This window comes from Nonomuraea rosea (assembly GCF_039539705.1).
GTDB classification, from domain to species: Bacteria; Actinomycetota; Actinomycetes; order Streptosporangiales; family Streptosporangiaceae; genus Nonomuraea; species Nonomuraea rosea.
The window spans coordinates 27,981-49,702 of sequence record NZ_BAABDQ010000048.1; the positions used below are offsets into that span (position 1 = coordinate 27,981).

Here is a 21,722-nt window from a genome sequence, read left to right on the forward strand (position 1 = left end):
GGACCGGCCCCGGATTCCTGACCGCGCATCCAGGCCACCCTCCAGGCGTCCCGCTGGGATGCCGAACCGAGAACGTGAAGACAAGGAGTACAGGTGTCGGAACCCATTGATGGGCGGATGCTCATCGGCGGCGAGCTCGTGGAGAGCCGGACCTCCAACTGGCTGGAGTCGGTGAACCCGGCCACCGAGGAGGTCATCGGCCGCGTACCCGCTGCTGGACCGGAGGACGTCAACGCCGCGGTGGACGCTGCGCTGGGCGCCTTCGACGCATGGGCCGGACTGTCGATGACCGAACGCGCCCACGCCCTGCGCGGCTATGCGCGGCGGCTGCAGGAAGAGGGTAAGCGGATCCTCGACATCGAGGTCCGCGACACCGGCAACACCATCGCCAAGCTTCGTCACGACGTCGCGAGCGCGGTGCGGGGCATCGAGTATTTCGCCGGTCTCGGGACCGAGCTCAAGGGTGAGACGATCCCCGCCAGCGCCGACGCGCTGCACTACTCGGTCCGCCAGCCCTACGGGGTGGTGGGGCGGATCGTGGCGTTCAACCACCCGATCCTGTTCGCAGCGAAATTCGGGGCCCCGCTCATGGCGGGCAACTGCGTGGTGATCAAGCCGTCGGAACAGTCGCCCTTGTCGGCCACCGTGCTCGCCGAGATCGTGCGGGAGACGCTTCCGCCCGGCGTGGTCAACATCGTGACCGGCGACGGAGCCGGCGCCGGCGTCCCGCTGGTGCGTCACCCGCTGGTGAAGCGGATCTCCTTCATCGGCTCCGTGCCGACCGGGATGGCGATCCAGCGTGCGGCGGCCGAGGTGGCCGTCAAGCACGTCAGCCTTGAGCTGGGCGGCAAGAATCCGATGATCGTGTTCCCCGATGCCGATCCCGACGAGGTCGCCTCGAACGCGGTCGCCGGCATGAACTTCGGCTGGATGGGGCAGTCCTGCGGCTCGATGAGCCGGATCCTGCTCCCGGACTCGCTCTACGACGCCGTCCTGGAGCGGGTGGTCGCCAAGGCCGAGGCGATCGTCCAGGGCGATCCCGCCAAGGAGGAGTCCGGTGCGGGCCCGATGAACTCGCGGGCGCAGTACGAGAAGGCTCTCGCCTACATCCAGGCGGGAATCGAGGACGGAGCGCGCCTGGTCGCCGGCGGTGCCCGCCCGGAGGGTCCCGGGTTCGAGCGCGGCTACTGGCTGCGCCCGACGGTCTTCGCCGACGTCACCCCGCAGATGCGCATCTTCCGGGAAGAGATCTTCGGCCCGGTGATGTCCCTGGTCCGCTACCGGGACGTCGATGAGGCGATGCGGCTGGCCAATGACGTCGACTACGGCCTGACCGCCTCCATCTGGACCAACGACCTGAGCCTGGCCATGCGGGCGGCGCGCGATGTGCGCGCGGGCTACGTCTGGGTGAACGGCGTGTCGCGGCACTTCCTCGGCACCGGGTTCGGCGGCTTCAAGAACTCCGGCGTCGGCCGTGAGGAGTGCTTCGACGAGATGCTCAGCTACACCGAGACGAAGACGGTGCACGTTCGTGTGTGAGCACGGGCGGCGACTGCCGGGCAGATGCGAAGGGGGTTTCCGTGAAACCTGAGCTCATCAACGTGCCGATCACCGAACGTCCGCCCATGGAGTGGGGCAGCGACGCCATCGCGGAGCTGCTCAGCCGGCTCGACCTGCCCTACATCGCCATGGTTCCCGGCTCGAGTTATCGGGGACTGCACGACAGCCTCGTGAACTACCTCGGCAACTCCGGGCCGCAGCTTGTCGTGTGCCTGCATGAGGAGCACTCCGTCGCCGTCGCGCAGGGGTATGCCAAGGTGACCGGCCGGCCGATGCTCGTCGGGCTGCACAGCAACGTGGGGCTGATGCACGCCGCGATGGCGATCTACAACGCCTACTGCGACCGGGCCCCCATGGTCCTGATCGGCGCGACCGGCCCGCTGGACGCCGCGAAGCGCCGGCCCTGGATCGACTGGGTCCACACCTCCGCCGACCAGGCGGCGATCGTCCGCCACTATGTGAAATGGGACGACCAGCCCGGCTCGGTGCAGGCCGCGCTGGAGTCGTTGCTGCGCGGCCATCTGCTCACGCGGACGGAGCCGTCCGCCCCGGTCTACATCTGCCTCGACTCGGAGATCCAGGAGTGCGAGCTCGACGCCTCCGTCAAGGTTCCCGAGCCCGGACGGTATCCGCTCGCCACCGACCCGGCGCCTGACGCGGACACGGTCGAGGAGATCCTCGCGATGCTCGCCGCGGCCGAACGGCCGCTGATCCTGCTCGGCCGGGCCGGCCGCACCGAGGAGGAGTGGGATCGGCGCGTGGCCCTGGTCGAGGCATTGAACGCCTGCTGCCTGACCGACATGCGCATGCCGGCGGCCTTCCCCGTCGAACATCCGCGCCACCCCGCCACGCCCGGGGCGGGCCGGCTGAGCAAAACCGGTCTGGAGCTGGTACGTCAGAGCGACCTGATCCTCAGCCTGAACTGGACGGAGCTGTCGGGAACCCTGACCGCCGCGTTCGGCGACGGCCCACGGCCCCGGGTGGTCAACTGCAAGAACCTGGGGGCCCTGCTCAACGGGTGGACCAAGGATCATTTCGCGCTGGTCTCCTCGGACCTGGAGGTGACGGCCGGCGCGGACCAGATGGTCGCGGCCCTGCTGGCCCGCGTGGGCGAGATGGCGCCGGTCGAACGGCCGGACTGGCCTCCGGCGTTCCCGGCCACGCGGCCGGACGTTCGCCCACAGGTCGAAGGCGACCCCATTTTGATGTCCGATCTCGCGGCTGCGATCCGCGAGGCCGCCTCCGGCAGGAAGATCACCTACACCACGCTGCCGCTGGGCTGGTCCGGCGAGGACGCGCTGTTCGCCGGCCCGCTGGACTACCTCGGCCGCGACGGTGGCGGCGGCGTCGGCTCCGGGCCCGGTATCGCCGTCGGGGCCGCGCTGGCCCTGGACGGGACGGGCCGGGTACCGGTCGCGGTGCTGGGCGACGGTGACTACCTGATGGGCAGCTCAGCGCTCTGGACCGCCGCTCATTACCGGCTGCCGCTGCTGGTGATCGTCGCGAACAACCGGTCCTACTTCAACGACGAGGGACACCAGCAGCAGGTCGCGCAGCGGCGCTCACGCCCGGTGGAGAACCGGACCGTGGGACAGCACCTGCGCGATCCCGACCCGGACCTGGCGACGATCGCTCGTGGTCACGGGCTGTCGGCGTACGGCCCGATCCTCGACCCGAGCGAGCTTCAACCGGCGCTCGGCAAGGCGTTCGACGAGGTCAGCGCCGGCGGCACGGTCGTCGTGGACGTCCGGGTCAATCCGTACGGCTACGGCCGGGCTTGATCGTGTCCCGTCGGCACGGCGGGCAGGGCCTTCGGGCGCCTCTCGCCGGGCCGGCGGCGGGGCGGCGCATAGGTGACATCAGGGAGTTCTCGTGAAGCTGTACATCGAGTTCGAAAAGTGTTGCGGGTTCGGAGAGTGCATCGCCCTCGCGCCCGATCTGTTTCGCATGGGCGGTGACAACCGTGCCCAGCTCATCGGCGACGGGACGGTGCAGCCGGCCGAACAGGAACGTGCGCGTACGGCGGCCTTCGCCTGTCCCGCAGAGGCCATCGAGGTCGAGGAATGACCGACCACAGCGACGTCCTGATCATCGGCGGTTCCATCGCCGGCGTGCGGACGGCCGAGGGGCTGCGCCGCCTTTCCTTCGACGGCGGCATCACCATCCTCGAAGCGGGCCAGGACCTCCCCTACGATCGTCCCGCGCTGTCGAAGCAGGTCCTCACAGCGGGCGCCGACGTCGAATCGGTCATGCTGCGCTCTCCGGCGGATCTGGACAAGGCGCGAATCGACCTGCGGCGAGGCTGCCGAGCCTCCGGCTTGGACGTCGGCGCGCGTACGGTGCGGTTGACCGATGACACCGTGATCGCGTACTCCGACCTGGTCATCGCCACGGGCGCCGCGCCGCGCGAGCTGCCCTTCGCCCCTGCCGGCCCCGGTGTGCACTACCTGCGTACGGTGCAGGATGCGGTGCGTCTTCGCGACGCCGTCGGCGCGCCGGTCCGGGTCGTGGTCGTAGGAGCCGGTTTCATCGGTTCGGAGGTGGCCGCGGCGGCGGCCTCGCGGGCGGCGAGCGTCACCGTGGTCGAGCCGTTCGCGTTCCCTCTCAGCCGGGTGCTCGGCGACCTCGTCGGCAAACGGCTCGCGCGGCTGCACGAGAGCAAGGGCGTCCAACTCCTCCTGGGCCGCTCGGTGAGCGGCATCGAGGATGACGGCGCGGGCGGCAAGCGCGTCGTCCTCGACGACGGCACGGCGTTGAGCTGTGACGTGGTGGTCGTCGGCATCGGCGCCACGCCCAACACGGACTGGCTGGCCGGGTCGGGACTTCACGTCGCCGACGGCGTCGTCTGCGACGAGTACTGCCGCGCGGACGCGCCGAACGTCTTCGCGGCCGGCGACGTCGCACGGTGGCCGAACCCGCTGTTCACCGAGTCGATGCGCATCGAGCACTGGACGAACGCCGTCGAACAGGCGGGCATCGTGGCCTGGAACATCACTCATCCGGACGCTCCACGCGCTTATGCGCCGGTCCCGTACGTGTGGTCGGACCAGTACGGGACCCGGCTGCAGATCGTCGGACGGCCGCGCGCCGACGACGAGGTGCGGATCGTGCTCGACGATCCGGCCGACGACAGCATGGTCGCGTTGTATCTCCGCGATCAGGGAGTGGTCGGCGCCTTCGGACTGAACGCGCCGTCACGGATCCTCGCGTTGCGTCGCTCGCTGGCCGCTAGAGCATCTTTGGAGGAGATCATGACGGCTTTTGATAGCACTCTTGTCTGAATACTGAAGAGTGGATACAGTCCGTGTCGTTCCGGTGTCACCGCAGGTCATCGCACCCGGTGGCGGAATCCGGATGTGGGAGAGAAAGGTTGGGGCATGACTCGCTTCGCTGACCTGATTCAGCCGGACCGCGTGCACTCCGCGGTCTTCACGAGCGAAGACATTTACCAGGCCGAGCTTGAGAACATCTTCTATCGCTATTGGGTGTTCGTGGCACACGAGTCAGAGATCCCCCAGCCGGGCGACTACTGCACGAAGTGGATCGGCAAGAAGCAGGTCATCGTCTCGCGAGGCGCCGACGGTGAGATCGGCATCTTCTTCAACCGCTGCCGGCACCGTGGCGCCGCCGTGTGCATGGACGAGTACGGCAACGCCTCATTCTTCCGCTGCCCCTACCACGGCTGGACGTACAACTCCTCGGGCGACCTGGTCGGCGTGCCGTACCCATCCCGCTACGACGCCCTCGACAAAGCCTCGCTGGGCCTGGCCCGGGTCCCCCGGGTCGGGTCCGCCTCAGGGTTCGTCTTCGCGTCGATGGCCGGGGACGGCCCCACGCTGACCGAGCACCTGGGGGCGGCGGCCGGCTATCTGGAGGACTTCGTCAAGGCCTCACCCGCGGGCACCGTGAGCCTGTCCGCGGGCACCTCCAAGTCGAAATTCCATGGCAACTGGAAGTTCGTCGGCATGGACGGCTATCACACCAACTTCACCCACAAGACGGTCCTCGACCTGCGCCAGCGCAAGCAGGGCGCCTCCTACAACCGCGGCGCCGGCAACTCCGACAAGTCGTCGAACGAGAGCTGGGACCTGGGCAACGGACACAGCAGGCTGGACCTGACCGGGAAGGACAAGGTCGCCGTCGGGGCCGCCTCCAACACCTCCATCGCCGCCGGCATCCCCGACACCGAGGACGGCCGCGCGTACATGCGCCTGATGACCGAGACCTACGGGGACGACGCGCCCGAGGTCATCCGCCGGTCCCGCGACGTGCACATCCACGTCTGGCCGAACCTGCAGCTCATCGGATCTCAGGTACGCGTCATCCGCCCGCTCGCCGCCGGACGCACCGAGGTGATGAGCTATCCGGCGATGCTGGACGGCGTGCCGGATTCCGTCAACACCGAGAGGATCCGCTCGTTCGAGTGGTTCAGCGGCGTTGCCAGCTTCGGCACCCCTGACGACACCGAGATCTTCGAGCGCAACCAGATCGGCCTCCAGTCCGACTACATCCCTTGGCTGGTCCTCGCCCGCGGGCTGGCGGTCGCACCGCAGGAGGACGGCAAGCTGGTCGGCAACGTCACCGACGAGGTGCCGCAGCGCGCCCAGATGCAGGCATGGCTGCGCGCGATGAGCGCCGGCCCCGAGATCGCGGTCGACGTCACCGCGCGAACCGTGGATGAGGCCAAGTGACCGACATGACCTTGCTCGCCGACGTGACCGACTTCCTGCTCCTCGAGGCCGAGTTGGCCGACGCGAACGCCTACGACAAGTGGCTCGCACTGTGGGACGACCCGTGCACCTACTGGGTGCCCTGCAACCTCGACGACTACGACCCGACGAAGCACGTCTCGATCGTCTACGACGATCGGGCCCGTCTCGAGGAACGCTGCTTCCGGCTGACAGCGGGAGGAGCCCACTCGCAGGAGCCCCAGTCGAAGGTATGCCGGGTGATCGGCAACATCCGCGTCGTCAACCCGCAAGGCGAGGACGAGACCATCGAGGCCACCGCCCGAGCGATCATGGTCGAGCTACGGCTGGGCCGCAAGTCGCTCTACGCCGCCCGCTGCCACTACACGCTGCGGCGCTCACCTTCGGGCTTCAAACTGCGCCAGAAGAAGGTGATGTTGCTCGACGCCGACCAACCCTTGGGCAACATGACGTTCCTGATCTGATCGACGTTGGACGAGACACCGGACTCGGGGTATGCCATGACAGGCCTCAACGGTTCCAAGCCAAGAGACGACCGCGCCGACCCGCTCGACGGTTACGGCGACGGCGTGGTGGTCGGCAACGAGTTCGCCGCCATCGAGATATCGGTCGACACATCAGGGCACGCACCCCGAGCAGTGCTGAAAGACGTGGCGTCCGGCCAGGCCCGCTGCATCGATCCGCTCGTGCTGCTGGCGTTGGTCTACATGCCCGACGACGTGATGCAGTCTCTGGCCGACCCCAACCTGATCGTTTCGGACTAGTCACCTGAGCATCTGAGCGACAGCGAGGGCCGGATGTCGTCGATGACGCTGCTGTGCCGCCTCGGGAACCACTCGGGTAAGAATCGCCTGTACCGGGCGTCCCGTGGGCTGGGCCGCGTCATCCGGGCAGGTCAGTGCTCATCTGCGCGGCCCATTCGCGGGTGGCGGTGATCAGGCGGCGGGCGCCCTGGTGCAGCAGGTCGGCGGCGACCCTGGAGCCGAGAGTGGCCGGACCGGAGCCATCGCCCCGCAGGTGGGCGCGGACGAAATCGTGCGTTCGGCCAGGATGTGGGCGGCGGTCGCCGGGGTGGCTGAGCTCGCCGAGCAGCCGCATGATCGGGCTGTCGGCGGAGCGGGCCTGGATGCCGATCACCCCCGCGCCGACGGCGGGCACCATGGACACGATGCCGTCGCCAGCCGGGTGGAACATGCACCAGCGAAGCCGGAGAGGTCAGGCGGTTGGTCACCAGCACCTCGATCACCTGCCCGTGCGTCAACTCGGCCACGTCCCGCACCGGACAAGCCGCATCCACCAGCTCCCGGATCCGCAACCGCGAGCAGAACGCGGCCACCACCGGTAATGCTCCGAGACGACGATCAGCACAGCAAACCCGACGATCTTCAATCAACCCGGCGTGCGGAAAACGGGACTAGCCGATCAGCGCGGCCCGCCCTGAGACCAGGGCGAGCGTGGCGGCGGCGGCGCGCCGTACCGCCGTGTCCACCGAGTCCTCCCCCGTGCCGAACATCCCCGCGTGCAGAAGCCCGTGGCCGTGGGCGGTGGCGGCCACAGCCAGCCCCAGTCGCTCGGCGACCTCACCGTCGCCGCCCGACAGCGCCATCGCCGCCAAGCCGAAGACTTCCTTTACGGGCTCGATGGCCCGCTCCGTCTCCGGCTCCCCGATGGGGGCAGGGTGCCGAACAGCGACTCGAACAGGACCCGGTGCTTGGCGGCGAAGCGTACGTACCCCCTGGCCACGGCCATGACCCGGCCCTCGGGCGAGTCGCCGGCGCGCTCGGCCATCACGGCCGCGACAAGCAACTCCCCCCGCGCGGGCCTTCACCGCCACCAGCAGCCCCTCGCGGTCGGCGGGCGCTGACCGCGACCCCGAGCTTCCTGCTCGCCTGCGCCGGCGAGAACCCCTGAACGCCCTGCTCCGCGATCAGCTCCATCGCGGTAGCGAGCCGGTCGGCATGTGGATCTGGTGCAGGTCCACGGGGAACCCGCCGAGGTGGCGCGGGCGGTCGCCGATCGTGCGGGTGGTGCTCGCGGCCGTGCGCCCCAGCGGAGCCCACTTGGTGGCCATGAAGACCTGTCCGGGCGTGACGCCGCACTCCATCAGCGCGGAGGCCAGGACTTCCTCCGGCTGGCCGCCGCCGTACATCTCGGCGGTGTCGAACCAGCTGACGCCGCCGTCGAGCGCCGCCCGTACAACCGCGGTGGCGGGCTCCCGGTCGATGGGCCTGATGATCAGGCGAGTGAAGTCGGCGGTGCCGGAGAACTGCATGCAGCCCAGCAGTTGGAGGCGGCAAACTGAACGATCGGTGTTTCTACGGAGGCCATGCGTCATGACAAAGACTTCCACCATCATGCTGATCCACGGCTTCTGGGTAACCCCGTTGTGCTGGGAGAAGTTCGCCGGGCACTTCGAGAAACTCGGCCATACGGTGGTGGCGCCGGCTTGGCCAGGCATGGAGGCCGGCGTCGAGGCGCTGCGGGCGGACCCGTCACCCGTGGTAGGGCTCGGCGTCACCGAGATCGTCGAGCACTTCGCACGGCTGATCAGCGGGCTGGACGAACCGCCCGTTCTCATCGGGCATTCCTACGGCGGACTGATCGTGCAACTCCTGCTTGACCGCGGGTTCGGGACGGCCGGTGTCGCCATCGGCTCCGGCATGCCCAAGGGTGTGCTGCGCCTTCCCCTGTCCACGCTGCGCTCCAACTGGCCGGCGGTGTCCAACCCGGCGAACCGGCGCCGGGCGGTGCCGCTGTCGTTGGCGCAGTTCACCTACGCCTTCGCCAACACGCTCAGCCCCGATCAGGTCCAAGCCGCCTACGACCGGTACGTCGTCCCCGGATCCGGACGCATGTTGTTCCAGGCAGGGCTGGCGAACGTCACTCCGAACGCCGCCACGACAGTCGACTACCGCAACGCCGACAGGGCCCCGCTGCTGCTCATCGCCGCAGGTGAGGACCACGTCATCCCGCCGTCCCTGGTGCGGGCCATCGCACGCAAGTACCGCCGTTCTGCGGCCCGTACGGACTATCACGAGTTCCCCTGCCGTTCGCATCTGCTCATCGTCGAGGAAGGGTGGCGGAATGTCGCCGATCACGCTCTCGGCTGGGCGCTCGGCGTACGCAGGACATGACCTGAAGTAACGCCGTGACGCTGTCGGCGATCTTCTATGGGGGCCTGACACAGGATGCGGAAGCGGCTGGCTCGGGGTGGCGGTCAGCCGGTCGCCCAGGTGAGCCTGGTGCAGACCATGGCAGTGAGCACGTGCTGGAGGCGGGTCTTGGTCAGCCCCGGTAGCGGGTACGACGTAGCCCGCGGACTCGGACGCTCAGGCTCACAGACCCCAGAGGGGCAGAAGCTGCGGCGCATCGTGCGAACAGGGGCCGAGCCGCTCGCGTGTAACCCCTTCGATCACGGGTGTGAACTGTCAGCAGGTTGTCGCTGCGTTGTCAGCGTGCTTGGCCAGGCTTCACGTCGCAGAGCACGCGACAGACCGAAAAGAAGGGCAGGAAGCAGTGACCCTCAAGGGCAAGACGGCGTTGGTGACAGGGGCCTCGCGGGGCATCGGCCGGGCCATCGCGCAGCGGTTGGCGGCCGACGGCGCGCTGGTGGTTGTGCATTACGGGTCCAATGAGACGGCCGCCCGGGAGACCATCTCCTTGATCGAGAACGCTGGCGGAAACGCCTTCGCCGTCCGGGCGGAGCTGGGTGTTCCCGCCGACGTGGACACGCTGTTCGCGGGGCTGGAAGCTGGGCTGCGCGAACGGATTGGGCAGGTGCGGCTGGATATAGTAGTCAACAACGCCGCCATCGGCGCCCCGGGGACGATCGAGTCGATCAGCCCCGCGGAGTTCGACCGGCTGTTCGCCGTCAACACCAAGGCTCCGTTGTTCATCGCCCAGCGGGCGCTTCCCCTGATGAACGACGGCGGTCGCATCATCAACGTATCCTCGGCGGCGACCCGGATCGCGCTACCGGAACTGGCGTATGCGATGAGCAAGGCCGCCGTGAACGTTTTCGGCCACACTCTGGCCAACGCGGTGGGGGCCCGCGGCATCACCGTGAACACCGTCACCCCAGGCCCCACCGAGACCGACGCCAACCCGTGGATACGCGGGAACCCGCAGGCCCAGGAAATGGTCGCGAGCAGTAACGCGATCCCCCGGGTCGGCCAGCCCGAGGACATCGCCGACGTGGTCGGCTTCCTGGCCTCTGACGGGGGCCGCTGGGTCACCGGGCAGGTCATCGACGCCTCCGGCGGTTGCTTCCTCGGCCCGCACATGTAAGAAGCGTTTCCATCCTCCTCACGCGGGGTGGCCGGGGTGGTGCTGACGTCGTACACCCTGATCGGGGCGGGGCCAGCTCCCGGCTCCCCCAGTGTGCTCCCGGTGACGGCGACCAGCGGAGGCTGCGTCGTGCCTGGCCCGACCGGGACGAGGGCGGGTGTCGGCCTCCACAGCTCGACGGCGACCACGCCTCCTTCCCCGCTTGGCCGCACCCGTATCCGTCCCACAGCCGCTCGTACGACTGGGCCGGCGTGGACGGACGCGGGTGACGAAGACCCGGCGCCGGGCGGGGCTTTGCGAGGGCAGGAATCTTTCCAGGCGATCGCCCCGGTTGGCCGCGACCACGCGGGTGACCTTGACGGCCCGCCGCAGCCGGTGGCCGTCAGGGATCTCGACGCCGGCGGCGATGTCGGCGTAGCTGGCCTCGCGCCCGTGGTTGCAGCGCAGCCAGATCATCACGTCCGCGACGTCCTTCTCGGCCTGTGTGAAGCCCATCGCATCGCGTTGTGAAGTCTGCCGGCCGCTCATAAGCAGCCCGCCGTTCTCGGCCAGGAACGCCGCGCGGAGGCGAGCTGGTTGAGGCAGCCAGGCCTCGGGGACCTCGATGCGGCCTGCCGGCGCAGGAACGTCTCCTGCACGACGTCCTCGGCCTCCCCGGCGGAACCGAGGAGGCGATAGGCGATGGTCTCCAGGCGCGACCTGGAGGTCTCGAACCGGTCGACGTCCTTCGCGGTCAAGGGAGTGAGCCGGTTTTAAGCGCGTCTTCTGGATCCGGCGTGCGGCTCGGCGGGGTCGCGGCGTTCGGATCGCTCGCCATGGCGACCCCCCGGGCCGCGTGCCTGGTTCAGGACAGGCCCCTCAGACGCTTCGTTCCTCCGCCGCAGTTGCCGTACTCCAGCGATCCGCCGTAAGCGTGAATGGTGGAGCCCGTCGATCTCTCGCCGGCGCGCATGTTGGTGATATACCCCCGGTATTGCACACATCTGCCCCTGGCCTGCTCTTTCACCGGGCCCGCGTAGTACTTGTAAACTCCCTGGTCCTGAGACCCTTCGAGTGTGCCCTGGCGCAACAGGACCGCCCTGGTCAGGGTGGGCTGCCCCACGAAACTGGACTTGATGGTGACGACGCAGTTCTCTCCGGTACGCGCGTTGTAGAGCAGGTGGACACTGCCCCGGACGACGCCCTTCACGTCGGTCACCGGACTGGTGCCGCCCGCCACCGTTCCGAAGCCGCTTCCGCAGATCTGCTCAGGCGTGTACGCGCTCTGCGCGGCGGAGGCGGAGACCGGTGATGCGACAAGGGTGGTGGTGAGCAGGGCTGCTGACGCGAACCGTGCCACGTCTCTACTGATCATGAACGTCCTCTCGTTTCGTGACAGACCTGCCTGGTCCGGCACTCCGCCTCCGGCCGGGCGATGATCGCCTGGCATCTCCGAGGCTGCGTGGCGCGCCCGGTTGTCCGTAACCGTTCGGAGCGAAGTCCCAGGTCAATTCCGGACAATGAGTTGTCCGCGGACAACCGTTCTGTTGCACTGATCGTTGGAGGAAGGGGGCGACGGTGGTGAACCGCAGGGCGGGCAGGCCCCAGGGCGGACCGAGGGGAAGCACGAACGAGGCGAATGCGCTGGCGGAGTTCCTGCTGACGCTGACCGGCGGCGTGACCGTCCGCGAGCTCGCCGGGCGCTACCACGTCGGCAAGACGCTCTGGGGTGAATACCGTTCAGGCCAGAAGATCATCCCGTTGGAGCTGCTGAGGCGGCTGGTGCGGGACCACACGCCGGACGAGCGGACCCGCGAGGCACGCATGGAGACCGCCGAGCGGCTGCACACGGCGGCCCTGGTGGGAGCACCGCCTGCTGCTCCGTCGATCGCCGAGCCTCCGCCGGCTCCCGCGAGCACAGAGCCCGCACCACAGGCGGGCCGACGCCGTCCCCTGACGCTCATCGGCGGTGGCGCCGGAGCCGTGCTTCTCGCACTGCTCGTGCTCCTGGTCGTGTGGAATCCGGCGGACGTGGGCAGTACCGCGGACGCACCGGGTACCCCCGGCGCCGGCGGCGCGACGGCCGTGCCGCTCTCAGGCACCGGCGTGTTCGCCATCCGGCCGGGCGGCCGTGGCGTCTTCCAGTGGGACGGCGAGGACGCGGCCGGATGGACGAAGATCGGCGACGCCGCACGGCAGCTCTGGTCCGGACCCGCGGGCTTGTTCGCGACGGGGATGGACCACAGGCTCTACCGGTACGAGGGGCGTCCCGGCCGCTGGCTGCCCGTCAGCGAGCCGGGTGCCGACTTCGCGGTCGGCGGCTCACACGTCTACCGGCTGGCGGCGGACCGCCAGTCCATCCATGTCTGGAACGGGCAAGGCATGTCGTGGACGCGGATCGGCGGCTCCGCCGCGCGGTTGTACGGCGGTGAGCCGGGCCTGTTCGCGATCGCCCTGGAGAACGGCTCGATCTTCAGATACGCGGGACGCCCCGACCAGTGGGCCCACACCGGCGCGCCGGGCGCCTCGTTCGCACTCACCGGGAAACACCTGTACGGCCTCACCCCGGAACGGATCGCGGTCAATCTCTGGCTGGACGAGCAACCGGGACAACCCTGGATCTACGCGGGAGGCCCGGCCGGCGAACTGTACGGGGGCCTCGCAGGGCTCTTCTCCACCGATCCGGCGGGGAAACGGCTGCGCGTCCTCATGGCGCTGAGTACCGCCGCCGCGAACCAGAACTGGCAGGACATCGGCCAGGCGGGCGCGGAGGTGCAGGTCGGCCGGCAGGAAGTGTACGTCCTGAGCAAGGATCGCTCGGAGATCCTCTGCTGGTCCCGCGACACCGGTGCCTGGCGCCGCATCGGCGGGCCCACTCAGACTTTGGCGGTGCGCCCGGCACCAGATGCTTCCCACGCCGCCCCAGGTTGAGGCGGTCGAAGCGTCATCCGGCGTCCGCCGTCCCAGGCCGGTCCAGCCCGGCGGCGAGGGTCGCCTGGTCGATCTCCTGGCGCAGGATGGCCATGGGCGGCCTCTCGTCGGGGCCACCGGCGCAGCACGACGCGCAGCGCTGTGAGCGCGGTCGCGGCGCACAACGCCGGATAGATCCCGGTGAGGGCAGGAACGGTTGCGGGCCGTTCGTCGCCGGGCTTCACCTGGACGCAGCCGAGCTGAGACAGGAGGGCGGTAAGCGCCGCGGCCAAACAGTAGCTCAGGACCTCGGTTCCGGCAGGGTCGCCTTGTCGAACCGCATGAGCGGTCAGCTGTTCCGGTCGCTGAGGTCGAGCCTGGCGAGTTCGGTTCTGGAGGCGACGCCGAGCTTGGGGAAGGCCTTGTGGAGGTGGTAGCCCACGGTGCGCGGGCTCAGGAAGAGCTGCGCGCCGATGTCGCGGTTCGTGGCGCCTTGGGCGGCCAGCCGGACGATCTGCAGCTCCTGAGGGGTCAGCAGGCCGGCCGCGCCTGTCGCTCGAACGTCGGTGGCCGCCTCTCCCGTGGCACGCAACTCGGCGCGGGCACGGGTCGCCCAGGGGCCGGCGCCGACGCGTTCGAAGGTGTCCAGGGCCTGCCGGAGCTGGATCCTGGCATCGGCCTTGCGCCGGCTCCGGCGCAGCCATTCGCCGAACAGCAGCCGGGTGCGGGCCTCCTCGAACGGCCGCCCTCCGTTCAGGTGCAGGCCCACGGCCTCGGTGTAGTGGCGCTCTGTCTCCTCCTCGCCCACGGCGAGCAGCGCCTCGCAGCGCAGGGCGACCGCGCGTGCCCAGGGCCGCCCGGTGGCCTCGGCCCATTGCCCGAATCTGGCGAGCGGCGCCTTGGCCCGTCCCGCCTGCTCGCACCGGACCGCCGCCTCCACCAGGTCGGGCACGAAGAGGGTGGTCGTGAGCTGGTAGCGGATGGTGCCGGTGATGCCGGCCTCCAGCAGGTCAAGGGCTGCCTGCGTCCTGCCCTGTCCGAGGGCGAGCAGGCCTTGCGCCCAGACCGCCCAGGCCAGGCTCGACACGTTGCCGTGCCTGGTGGCGTGGGCGCGGACGCCAGCCGTGAGGCGTTCGCAGGTCTCCTCGTCGCCGGAGACCGCGGCCAGCCAGGCGAGCACGCCCTGCAGGTGATCGATGCGATGGTGTTGCCCGGTGTCGTCGGCGATGCGCACGGCTTCGGTGGCCGACGCGTTCGCGTCCTGGAACCGGCCGAGGTAGAGCTGGCTGCTGGCGAGGTTCTGCAGCGCGTGCGGCAGCCAGCCGATCAGTGCCTGGGCCCGGCAGTCGTCGGTCAGGCGGGCGGACAGGTCCATGGACGTCTCGTCGTCGCCCACCATGAAGGCCATCGACGCGATGATGAGCCGCTCGCCGGGCGCGACGGGCGGTGATCGCCTGGCGTCGGCGAGCGCCGCGTGAATGGGCACCAGCCCGCGCGCGGCGTCGCCCGCCAGCAGGGCCGACAGCCCGGTCATCGCGGAGATGACCGGCTGGAGGGGATGGCCGGAGGGCAGGGCCAGGGTGTGGACGCGGTCGACGGCCTGCCCGGCCAGATCGGGCGCGCCGGCGAACCAGGCGTCGCGGACGGCTTCGAGCAGCATGGACGCGGCCATGGCCGGGTCGGTGGCCGCGATGGGGGCGGCGGCGGTGGTGAGGATGCCGTGCGCGACGCGCGGTGAGCCCTGCTCGAATTCGATGGCCGCGCGTACCCCGGCGAGCCTGGCGTGCTCGCGCGGATCGTCGGTGAGCCGGGCGGCGCGGTCGGCCAGCGCGCGGGACTGCAGGAGTTGCCCGGCGTCCATCGCCGCCTCGGCGGCGCTGATCAGCCGGCGCACCTGGTGCCGCGGGTCGGGGGTGAGCTGCGCCGCCCGCTGGTAGGCGGCGGTCGTGGCGGCGTGGCCGCTTCTGCGCCTGGCCCGTTCCGCCGCGTGTTCCAGCTCGGCGGCGACGGCTTCGTCAGGTTGGGTGCAGGCGGCGGCGAGGTGCCAGGCGCGCGCGTCGGCGTCCCCGCTGCCGCCGGTGGCGCCGTCGAGGGCGTCGGCCAGGGCCCAGTGCGCGGCCAGACGCCTGGTGAACGGCGCCCCCTGGTAGGCGGCCGCCCTGATCAGCGGATGGCGGAAGGCGAGTCCCCCGTCGACGCGGATCAGCCCGGTCCGCTCCCCCGGTTCGACGGCGTCGGCGCGGACGCCCAGCCGCTGCGCGGCCTTGAGGATGACGGCGAGGTCGCCGGTGCTCTCCGCGGCCGCCACGAGCAGCAGTGTCTGGGCGGGCTCCGGCAGGGCGTGGATCTGCGTCTGGAAGGCCTCCTGCATCCGGCCGGTGAGCGGGAGCGGACCCAGGTGGTAGGCCAGCGGGGTGACGTGCCCGGCCCGCTGTTCGGGCGTGAGCGCGGCGGGCAGTTCGATGAGCGCGAGCGGATTGCCCCCGCTCTCGGCGAGGATGCGGTCCCTGACGTGCGGCGCCAGTGCATCGGCGGTGTCGCCCAGCAGCGCGGCGGCATCCTCCGGGCCGAGGCCGCCGAGCCGCATCTCGGGCAGGCCGGACCGCCGGAACGTGTGGCTGCCGTCTCGTACCGATAGGATGAGCGCCACTCCTTCCGCCTCCAGCCGCCGCGCGGCGAAGAGCAGGGCGTCGGCCGAGGAGTGATCGAGCCACTGGGCGTCGTCGACCAGGCACAGCAGCGGCCCGTCGCCGGCGAGCTCGGACAGCAGGGTCAGGGCGCCGAGACCGACCAGGAAGCGATCGGCCGCGCTGGAGGGGGCCAGCCCGAAGGCTCCCCGCAGCGCGTCCGCCTGCGGGGCGGGGAGCCGGTCGAGGCGGTCGAGGCCGGAGCGCAGCAGCAGGTGGAGCGCGGCGAACACCAGCTCGGTCTCGCTCTCGATGCCCACCCTGCGCACCGTCCGCATGCCCGTGGCGGACGCCTTTCGCGCTGCGTGATCGAGCAGCGCCGACTTACCGATCCCTGCTGCGCCGCGCAGCACCAGAACGCCGCTCCGGCCGTCCTTGGCCTCTGCCAGCAAACGGTCTATTCGATCGGTTTCAGCCCCACGCCCGTACAGCACGGGACGATCCTATTGATGCCCTTACCTATGCCCGCGCCGGGATGACCGGTCATGTGGCAGATTCCGGGCGGGTGGCATCGCCCTAGCGTCGGCGGCATGAATCTTCCCACCTACTCCCTGGCGGAACGGGACCGGCGCTGGGATCTCGCCCGAGAGCTCATGGACGCCGAGGGCGTCGACGCGCTCGTCGTCTACGGCGGGCCGGTGGAGTGGGCGCCCGATGTGTTCTTCACCAACGACCGTCCCGGTGCGATCGTCGTCTTCCCCCGCGCCGACGAGCCCGTCGCGCTGGTCCGCTCGCCCGCGCACATCGGCGACCACCTCGAGGCGAGCGCGCGCGGCGACGCGGTGTGGATCAGGCCGGAGAACGTGCTGGTCGCCAAGCACGCGCACGGCGTGGCCGAGGTGCTGCGTGCGCACGGGCTCGGCAGGTCGGCGATCGGCGTGCTCGGTCTGGAGCCCTGCCCGCCTTTCCACGCCGATCCGCTCATGCCGTTCACGCTGTGGTCTTCGGTGCTCCAGCAGTTCCCCCAACTCACCTTCAAGCCGATGGAGGCCGCCTTCGTGACGCGCACCCTGAGCCAGTCCGCCGAAGAGCTGGCGGTCATCGGCCACGCTGCCGCCATCGGGGAGGCGATGGCGGAGGCCATGCTGCGGGCGGTACGGCCCGGTGTCACCGAGGCCGCCGTGTACGCGGCGGGCATGGCCGAATCCTTACGCCGGGGGGCCGTGGCATCGGGCATGTCGATCGCGTCGGGCAAGGAGTTCGTCTCATGCGGTCCGCCCGCCTGGTCGTACCGGCCGCAGACGCCCCGCGTGATCGAGGACGGCGACCTGGTCCTGGCCGAGACCTTCTGCTCGTACGGCATGCGCGAGACCCGGCAACGGGTGGCCATCGCGGTCGGCGGCATCCATCCCGAGCTGGAGTCGGCGGCCAAGGCGGCCCGCGCCTCCTACGAGGCGGGGCTGGCGGTCCTGCGTCCCGGACGCACGTTCGGCGAGGTCGTGGCCGCGATGCGGCGGCCGCTCCAGGAAACGGGCGGCTGGTACGCGCACCCCCTCGTGCACGCCGTCAACCCCTGCGGAGCGGCGTGCGGGTCCGGCGCCGGCCTCGGCACGCTGCCGGAGACAGCGCGCTATGGGCTGCTCACCGAGCAGCCCACCATCGGCTCCGACCTGCCGCTGAGCCCGGGGATGACCTTCGCCTTGACGCCCAGCTGCGCCTACGGCCGTCGTCTGGCCGGCATCGGCGGCACCGTCGTGGTCGGCCAGAACGTACCGATCGAGCTCAACACCATCACCACCCACCTCATGAGGAGCACCTGATGACCCACCACCGATCCGCTGTGGCCGCCGGCGTCCTGGCCGCCGCCCTGATCGTGTTGTTCGCGTATCTGTCACCGGGGCTGGCGCTGTGGCTGACCTTCATCCCGGCGATGGTGATCGCCTACGGCTGCCACCTCGCCACCACCGACCGCCGGCCGCCGGACGCCTCCCGGGTGCTGCCGATCTACCTCATCGGCCTGGCCTGGCAGTTCCTGCACTTCGGAGAGGAGTTCATGAACGGGTTCAACCGCCGCTGGCCGACCGAGGTCTTCGGCGCGCAGGCGATGTCGCTGCCCCTGTTCGTGTGGATCAACATGTTCTCCTACGCGGCCTTCGCCATGGGCGCGCTCGCGATCTACCGCGGCTGGCGGGTGCCGCTGCTCATCGCCTGGTTCTTCGCCATCATGGGCGCGATGGGCAATGCGATCGGCCACCCGATCTACGACCTGGTCTCGGGCGACCTCGCCTTCCCCGGCATCGTCACCTCGCTCGGTTACTGGGTCATCGGCCCGATCCTCGTGCACCGCCTCTGGACCGCCTCCCGCCCTCAGGCGAGCGCCACTCCTGACGCCCGGCCAGCGACCGCCTCCATCTGATCAGCCGTGGCCGCAACCTTCGCGGCGTGCACCGGCCCGTGGGCCGACCGGCTCGACCCCACGCTATCTGCCGCCCTCGCCCGGTACCCGGTGCCGCACGGACTCGCCGAGCGGGGCATGCTTGCCCTCTGCCGTGACCTGCACCGGCTCAACATCCTGGCCACCTACCGCCGCTACGAGAACCGATAAGTTCTCAGCCGGCCTGACTACCTGGGACCGCGAGATCTTGCGTCCTGGCGGAGCCGACTGGCGATGTGGCTTGCACGATCTGTTCCATTCGCCTTGTACCAGTTACTGGCGGTGCTGTCGGCGGCTCCGAGGAGGTCGGCGAGCATCTTCCAGCGAACGGCGCCGACCAGGGACAGCCAGGCTCCGTTTCGGGCGGTCCTTGCGCTGGGGACTCCGGCTACCAGGGACGGATATGCGCTCTCTGCTTGATCGCTTAGGTCACTGAGCACACGGGCTGCACCCGATTCGGTTTTGCGCGGGTCAGGTCACTTGCGAGCTGGCTTTGAGCTGGAAGCACTCAGGGTGAGGAACGACTGCCGTGTCCTCACGCTGAGCATGTTGGGTGCTACTTCCTCCACTGCTCCGCAGGCGACACGCCCGGGAGCCGCTTGCCGATGAGGGCGAGGGGGATGAAGAAGAAGACCTGGCCGATCGTCATGATGAGCGTGGCGAGTGCCTTGTCGTCGTAGTGGGCGGACGCCTGGGCATACAGGTCGTCGGAGCGGGTGAGGACGGCTTCCACGAGCGCCAGTGCGACCCGCTCTGCGTCGGTGAAGTAGGGCGCGTCCTGCCAGGACGCCACGGCGGTGGTGCGCTCTTCCGCTTCCCCTGCCTTGCGGAGGTCGCTGGTGTGCAGGACGGTCAGGTAGGTGTTGCCGACGAGCTGGCCGGCGCGCAGCTGGACCAGGCTGATCGTGGTTTTCGGGATCGAGCCGTTCCCGGTGGCCTTGAACAGGGCTCCGGCGACCCCTCCCAGCTCGGGGATGAGTGTGGTGGGGTTGGGCAGCCGCGCCTGGAGGCTCTCCTGCGGGATCGTGGGCGTCGTCATGGTGGGTCTTCCATTCTGGATCTCACACTTGGTCACCCTCGGGGCGGACCTGCGGATGCGCGGGGTGGAACTGCATGTGATCGAGCAGAGCATCGACACCGGCACGATGGAGGGCCGCGCAATGTTCGGCATGCTGTCGGTCCTGGCCGAGCTGCAGCGCGAACTGATCGTCGCCAACACGATGGACGGCCTGGCCTCCGCCCGTGCGCGCGGTCGGGTCGGGGGCCGTCGCCCTCGCCTTGTTGTGACTGGCCTACCGGTCCCGAGTGACTGCCCGCCTTGCGTTCAGACGACGTCAGGCGCTTGGTCGCATGCCCCCTCAGCGAATGTGCGCGATGCCTGCGCTTGGGTTTGACCTTGACCCTAGGTCAGGGTGCACGCTGAACGGGTGAGCAACTTCAACTCCGCCTGGACCGGCATGGTGCCGGTCGACGACACCGCGCTGGCCGTGACCGACACCGGTGGACCCGGCCCTTGCGTGATCTACCTCAATGGTCAGTTCGCCAGTCAGGCGTACTGGCGGCAGGTCATCGCTGAGCTCGGGGGCGAGTGCCGGCACATCACCTATGACATGCGGGCCCGCGGCCGATCGAGGCGTTCGGCCGCGGCCGCTTCATTCGAGACGCATGTCCGTGACGTCGGCAGCGTCCTTGCGGCCAGGGGTGTGGACCGGGCGATTGTGGTCGGCTGGTCCTACGGCGCGGCGGTCGCGGTGCACTGGGCCGGCCGGAATCCGGACCGCGCCCTGGGGGTGGTGCCCGTGGACGGCGCCTACCCGCACGACTACCCCGACGCTCCCCCGGAACGGGTCCGGCAGTTCTGGCGCCGGATGCGCTGGCTGCTGCCATTGCTCTCCAGGCTGGGCATGGCCGCGAAGATGTCCGCCGAGCAGCATGCCCAGAGCAACATCGAGCTCATCGAGATCAGCGCCGCTCTCGGCCCGATCCTGGACGGTGTGACCGTCCCGGTCCGGTACGTCGTCGCCACGGGCGCCAACCTCGGGGGCGGCCATGATGAAATGGAAAGCGCGCGCGCCACCCTCGACCCGGTGCTCGCCCGCAACCCGAACATCGAGGTGAGTGCGAAGGTTGCCAGCAACCACAGCAAGATCGTGCGCAAGGACTTCCGCGCGGTCGCGGACGCGGTTCGCGAGCTCGCCGGCACGCCACGAGCACGGGGCCGGCAGAGCAGATGACGGACGGCGTCACGATCGGCCAGGCGGCGGCCTTCGCCGGCGTCACGGTGAAAGCCATCCGGCACTACCACCAGCACAGACTGATCGACGAACCCCGCCGCGACAGCTCCGGCTACCGGCGCTACGGATCGGCTGACCTGCTGCGACTGGTCCAGATCCGGACGCTGGCCGCCGCCGGCGTACCGCTGGCCGAGATCGGGGCGGTCCTCGACGCCGATCCCGACCGGTTCGCCGACGCACTCGTCGACGTCGAACGGCGCCTCACCGACCGGATCGACGATCTGATCGCGCGGCGTGACACGCTGCGCCAGCTCGCCGCCGGAGACCGGGCCCTGCTGCCCGATCGCGCTCTCGCCCTCCTGGACAGGGCCGCCGATCTCGGCTTCACCCCGGACGACGTGACGATGGCCCGGGAGGGCCTGGTGCTGATCAAAGCCCTGGTGCCGGAGGGCTTCGACGACTACATCTCCCGGATCGAGCGCGCCCTCGACGATCCTCGGTACATGTCCTTGATCAAGCGCATGTGGCGGGCCGCCGAGTGGGAGCCGGACGACCCCCGCATCGACGAACTCGCCACGGCCATCGCGGACCACTTCCTCGCCCATCCCGCACTGCTGCCCATCCCGGCCGGACTCCAGGCCCGCACCGACAGTGCGATCCGGTACAGCCTGCTCACTCACCACGGACAAGAGCAGAAGCCGGCCTGGACCCGGCTGACCGCGTTGATCGAAACGCGTCTGCGCTCGGCCGGCATCGACTTGACTGAACTCTGAAATCGCATCCTTGGCTTCCACCGCGTAGGTCGGGCCCCACTCCGGCCTTCTGAGCCAGGGCACTCTGGCGGCCCACGGCGCAGCCGTTGGCTTTCGGGCCCATGTCAGCGGCTTCTTCCTGCTCAGCCGCCGGGTCATGAGCGTGGGTACTCATGCTCGAGGTGGGCTGTTCCCGATCGGCCGGAGCCGCGCCCTCGTCCCACTTCACG

25 protein-coding genes and 1 pseudogene are annotated in these 21,722 nt (G+C 69.8%); 16 read left to right on the forward strand and 10 right to left on the reverse strand.

Features of this window, described 5'->3' with window-relative positions:
• The first annotated feature begins 93 nt into the window (after positions 1–93).
• From ABEA43_RS57485 to ABEA43_RS57515, 7 genes are all read left to right on the forward strand, one after another.
• The gene (locus tag ABEA43_RS57485; RefSeq protein WP_345576127.1) at positions 94–1,539 is read left to right on the forward strand and encodes an aldehyde dehydrogenase family protein; all 1,446 of its coding nucleotides are present in this window, start codon (positions 94–96) and stop codon (positions 1,537–1,539) included.
• A gap of 41 nt (positions 1,540–1,580) precedes the next feature.
• The gene (locus ABEA43_RS57490) at positions 1,581–3,341 is read left to right on the forward strand and encodes a thiamine pyrophosphate-binding protein (protein WP_345576129.1); all 1,761 of its coding nucleotides are present in this window, start codon (positions 1,581–1,583) and stop codon (positions 3,339–3,341) included.
• Between the two features lie 91 nt (positions 3,342–3,432).
• Positions 3,433–3,627 carry a ferredoxin gene (locus ABEA43_RS57495; protein ID WP_345576131.1) on the forward strand — a complete coding sequence of 65 codons (195 nt, stop codon included), beginning with the start codon at positions 3,433–3,435 and terminating at the stop codon, positions 3,625–3,627.
• Positions 3,624–4,841, forward strand: coding sequence for an NAD(P)/FAD-dependent oxidoreductase (locus ABEA43_RS57500; RefSeq protein ID WP_345576133.1), 1,218 nt, complete (start codon positions 3,624–3,626; stop codon positions 4,839–4,841). Before ABEA43_RS57495 ends, ABEA43_RS57500 begins: the two co-directional genes overlap by 4 nt.
• Positions 4,842–4,937: 96 nt before the next feature.
• A complete protein-coding gene (locus ABEA43_RS57505; RefSeq protein WP_345576135.1) occupies positions 4,938–6,251 on the forward strand; it encodes an aromatic ring-hydroxylating oxygenase subunit alpha in 1,314 nt (437 codons plus the stop codon).
• A 5-nt stretch (positions 6,252–6,256) separates the two neighbouring features.
• On the forward strand, positions 6,257–6,733 hold the full coding sequence (locus tag ABEA43_RS57510) for an aromatic-ring-hydroxylating dioxygenase subunit beta (RefSeq protein ID WP_345576291.1): 477 nt from the start codon (positions 6,257–6,259) through the stop codon (positions 6,731–6,733).
• A 36-nt stretch (positions 6,734–6,769) separates the two neighbouring features.
• A complete protein-coding gene (locus ABEA43_RS57515) occupies positions 6,770–7,033 on the forward strand; it encodes a hypothetical protein (RefSeq protein WP_345576137.1) in 264 nt (87 codons plus the stop codon).
• Between the two features lie 118 nt (positions 7,034–7,151).
• Here ABEA43_RS57515 and ABEA43_RS57520 read toward each other — a convergent pair whose 3' ends face one another.
• The 5 genes and pseudogenes from ABEA43_RS57520 to ABEA43_RS57540 all read right to left on the reverse strand — a co-directional run bounded on the left by ABEA43_RS57520 (position 7,152) and on the right by ABEA43_RS57540 (position 8,541).
• Positions 7,152–7,463: a hypothetical protein gene (locus tag ABEA43_RS57520; protein ID WP_345576302.1), complete on the reverse strand. Its 312-nt coding sequence runs from the start codon at positions 7,461–7,463 to the stop codon at positions 7,152–7,154.
• 52 nt (positions 7,464–7,515) lie between these two features.
• Positions 7,516–7,608 (reverse strand): annotated as a pseudogene (locus tag ABEA43_RS57525) (DUF4277 domain-containing protein); the annotation flags it as partial.
• Between the two features lie 75 nt (positions 7,609–7,683).
• Positions 7,684–7,884, reverse strand: coding sequence for a hypothetical protein (locus ABEA43_RS57530; RefSeq protein WP_345576139.1), 201 nt, complete (start codon positions 7,882–7,884; stop codon positions 7,684–7,686).
• Positions 7,885–7,898: 14 nt separating this feature from the next.
• A complete protein-coding gene (locus ABEA43_RS57535) occupies positions 7,899–8,075 on the reverse strand; it encodes a hypothetical protein (RefSeq protein WP_345576141.1) in 177 nt (58 codons plus the stop codon).
• A gap of 121 nt (positions 8,076–8,196) precedes the next feature.
• Complete coding sequence (locus ABEA43_RS57540; RefSeq protein WP_345576143.1) at positions 8,197–8,541, reverse strand: aldo/keto reductase; 345 nt, start codon at positions 8,539–8,541, stop codon at positions 8,197–8,199.
• A gap of 61 nt (positions 8,542–8,602) precedes the next feature.
• Between ABEA43_RS57540 and ABEA43_RS57545 the strand changes: the two genes are divergently transcribed.
• On the forward strand, positions 8,603–9,403 hold the full coding sequence (locus ABEA43_RS57545; protein WP_345576145.1) for an alpha/beta hydrolase: 801 nt from the start codon (positions 8,603–8,605) through the stop codon (positions 9,401–9,403).
• Positions 9,404–9,785: 382 nt separating this feature from the next.
• Positions 9,786–10,556: an SDR family oxidoreductase gene (locus ABEA43_RS57550; RefSeq protein ID WP_345576147.1), complete on the forward strand. Its 771-nt coding sequence runs from the start codon at positions 9,786–9,788 to the stop codon at positions 10,554–10,556.
• An 18-nt stretch (positions 10,557–10,574) separates the two neighbouring features.
• Here ABEA43_RS57550 and ABEA43_RS57555 read toward each other — a convergent pair whose 3' ends face one another.
• The 3 genes from ABEA43_RS57555 to ABEA43_RS57565 all read right to left on the reverse strand — a co-directional run bounded on the left by ABEA43_RS57555 (position 10,575) and on the right by ABEA43_RS57565 (position 11,910).
• Complete coding sequence (locus ABEA43_RS57555; protein ID WP_345576149.1) at positions 10,575–11,051, reverse strand: hypothetical protein; 477 nt, start codon at positions 11,049–11,051, stop codon at positions 10,575–10,577.
• A 29-nt stretch (positions 11,052–11,080) separates the two neighbouring features.
• The gene (locus tag ABEA43_RS57560; RefSeq protein WP_345576151.1) at positions 11,081–11,293 is read right to left on the reverse strand and encodes a sigma factor; all 213 of its coding nucleotides are present in this window, start codon (positions 11,291–11,293) and stop codon (positions 11,081–11,083) included.
• Positions 11,294–11,400: 107 nt separating this feature from the next.
• On the reverse strand, positions 11,401–11,910 hold the full coding sequence (locus ABEA43_RS57565; protein ID WP_345576153.1) for a hypothetical protein: 510 nt from the start codon (positions 11,908–11,910) through the stop codon (positions 11,401–11,403).
• A gap of 203 nt (positions 11,911–12,113) precedes the next feature.
• Between ABEA43_RS57565 and ABEA43_RS57570 the strand changes: the two genes are divergently transcribed.
• A complete protein-coding gene (locus tag ABEA43_RS57570) occupies positions 12,114–13,466 on the forward strand; it encodes a hypothetical protein (RefSeq protein ID WP_345576157.1) in 1,353 nt (450 codons plus the stop codon).
• Positions 13,467–13,794: 328 nt separating this feature from the next.
• On the opposite strand, the gene ABEA43_RS57575 is transcribed toward ABEA43_RS57570, so the two are convergent.
• Complete coding sequence (locus tag ABEA43_RS57575; protein WP_345576160.1) at positions 13,795–16,566, reverse strand: helix-turn-helix transcriptional regulator; 2,772 nt, start codon at positions 16,564–16,566, stop codon at positions 13,795–13,797.
• A 96-nt stretch (positions 16,567–16,662) separates the two neighbouring features.
• Here ABEA43_RS57575 and ABEA43_RS57580 point away from each other — a divergent pair, with 96 nt between their 5' ends.
• Genes ABEA43_RS57580 through ABEA43_RS57590 form a run of 3 tightly spaced genes read left to right on the forward strand, consistent with a single transcriptional unit; the run spans position 16,663 to position 18,677 of the window.
• Entirely contained in the window at positions 16,663–17,892 is a 1,230-nt protein-coding gene (locus ABEA43_RS57580) for a M24 family metallopeptidase (protein ID WP_345576162.1), read from the forward strand.
• Complete coding sequence (locus ABEA43_RS57585) at positions 17,892–18,488, forward strand: hypothetical protein (RefSeq protein ID WP_345576164.1); 597 nt, start codon at positions 17,892–17,894, stop codon at positions 18,486–18,488. The genes ABEA43_RS57580 and ABEA43_RS57585 overlap by 1 nt, the downstream gene beginning before the upstream one ends.
• Positions 18,489–18,494: 6 nt before the next feature.
• Positions 18,495–18,677: a hypothetical protein gene (locus tag ABEA43_RS57590; protein WP_345576166.1), complete on the forward strand. Its 183-nt coding sequence runs from the start codon at positions 18,495–18,497 to the stop codon at positions 18,675–18,677.
• A gap of 385 nt (positions 18,678–19,062) precedes the next feature.
• On the opposite strand, the gene ABEA43_RS57595 is transcribed toward ABEA43_RS57590, so the two are convergent.
• Complete coding sequence (locus ABEA43_RS57595) at positions 19,063–19,545, reverse strand: carboxymuconolactone decarboxylase family protein (RefSeq protein ID WP_345576168.1); 483 nt, start codon at positions 19,543–19,545, stop codon at positions 19,063–19,065.
• Between ABEA43_RS57595 and ABEA43_RS57600 the strand changes: the two genes are divergently transcribed.
• Genes ABEA43_RS57600 through ABEA43_RS57610 form a run of 3 tightly spaced genes read left to right on the forward strand, consistent with a single transcriptional unit; the run spans position 19,532 to position 21,513 of the window.
• Positions 19,532–19,900: a recombinase family protein gene (locus ABEA43_RS57600; RefSeq protein ID WP_345576170.1), complete on the forward strand. Its 369-nt coding sequence runs from the start codon at positions 19,532–19,534 to the stop codon at positions 19,898–19,900. The two genes, ABEA43_RS57595 and ABEA43_RS57600, sit on opposite strands and share 14 nt — an antisense overlap.
• A 33-nt stretch (positions 19,901–19,933) precedes the next feature.
• Entirely contained in the window at positions 19,934–20,740 is an 807-nt protein-coding gene (locus ABEA43_RS57605; protein WP_345576172.1) for an alpha/beta fold hydrolase, read from the forward strand.
• Positions 20,737–21,513, forward strand: coding sequence for a MerR family transcriptional regulator (locus ABEA43_RS57610; protein ID WP_345576174.1), 777 nt, complete (start codon positions 20,737–20,739; stop codon positions 21,511–21,513). The genes ABEA43_RS57605 and ABEA43_RS57610 overlap by 4 nt, the downstream gene beginning before the upstream one ends.
• The last annotated feature ends 209 nt before the right edge of the window (positions 21,514–21,722 follow it).

Coding starts and splice junctions, on each gene's coding strand:
- ABEA43_RS57500 (WP_345576133.1), top strand. CDS start 3,624: ATGACCGACCACAGCGACGTCCTGATCATCGGCGGTTCCATCGCCGGC.
- ABEA43_RS57505 (WP_345576135.1), top strand. CDS start 4,938: ATGACTCGCTTCGCTGACCTGATTCAGCCGGACCGCGTGCACTCCGCG.
- ABEA43_RS57510 (WP_345576291.1), top strand. CDS start 6,257: ATGACCTTGCTCGCCGACGTGACCGACTTCCTGCTCCTCGAGGCCGAG.
- ABEA43_RS57515 (WP_345576137.1), top strand. CDS start 6,770: ATGACAGGCCTCAACGGTTCCAAGCCAAGAGACGACCGCGCCGACCCG.
- ABEA43_RS57520 (WP_345576302.1), bottom strand. CDS start 7,463: ATGTTCCACCCGGCTGGCGACGGCATCGTGTCCATGGTGCCCGCCGTC.
- ABEA43_RS57540 (WP_345576143.1), bottom strand. CDS start 8,541: ATGCAGTTCTCCGGCACCGCCGACTTCACTCGCCTGATCATCAGGCCC.
- ABEA43_RS57545 (WP_345576145.1), top strand. CDS start 8,603: ATGACAAAGACTTCCACCATCATGCTGATCCACGGCTTCTGGGTAACC.
- ABEA43_RS57555 (WP_345576149.1), bottom strand. CDS start 11,051: ATGGGCTTCACACAGGCCGAGAAGGACGTCGCGGACGTGATGATCTGG.
- ABEA43_RS57565 (WP_345576153.1), bottom strand. CDS start 11,910: ATGATCAGTAGAGACGTGGCACGGTTCGCGTCAGCAGCCCTGCTCACC.
- ABEA43_RS57580 (WP_345576162.1), top strand. CDS start 16,663: ATGAATCTTCCCACCTACTCCCTGGCGGAACGGGACCGGCGCTGGGAT.
- ABEA43_RS57585 (WP_345576164.1), top strand. CDS start 17,892: ATGACCCACCACCGATCCGCTGTGGCCGCCGGCGTCCTGGCCGCCGCC.
- ABEA43_RS57595 (WP_345576168.1), bottom strand. CDS start 19,545: ATGACGACGCCCACGATCCCGCAGGAGAGCCTCCAGGCGCGGCTGCCC.
- ABEA43_RS57610 (WP_345576174.1), top strand. CDS start 20,737: ATGACGGACGGCGTCACGATCGGCCAGGCGGCGGCCTTCGCCGGCGTC.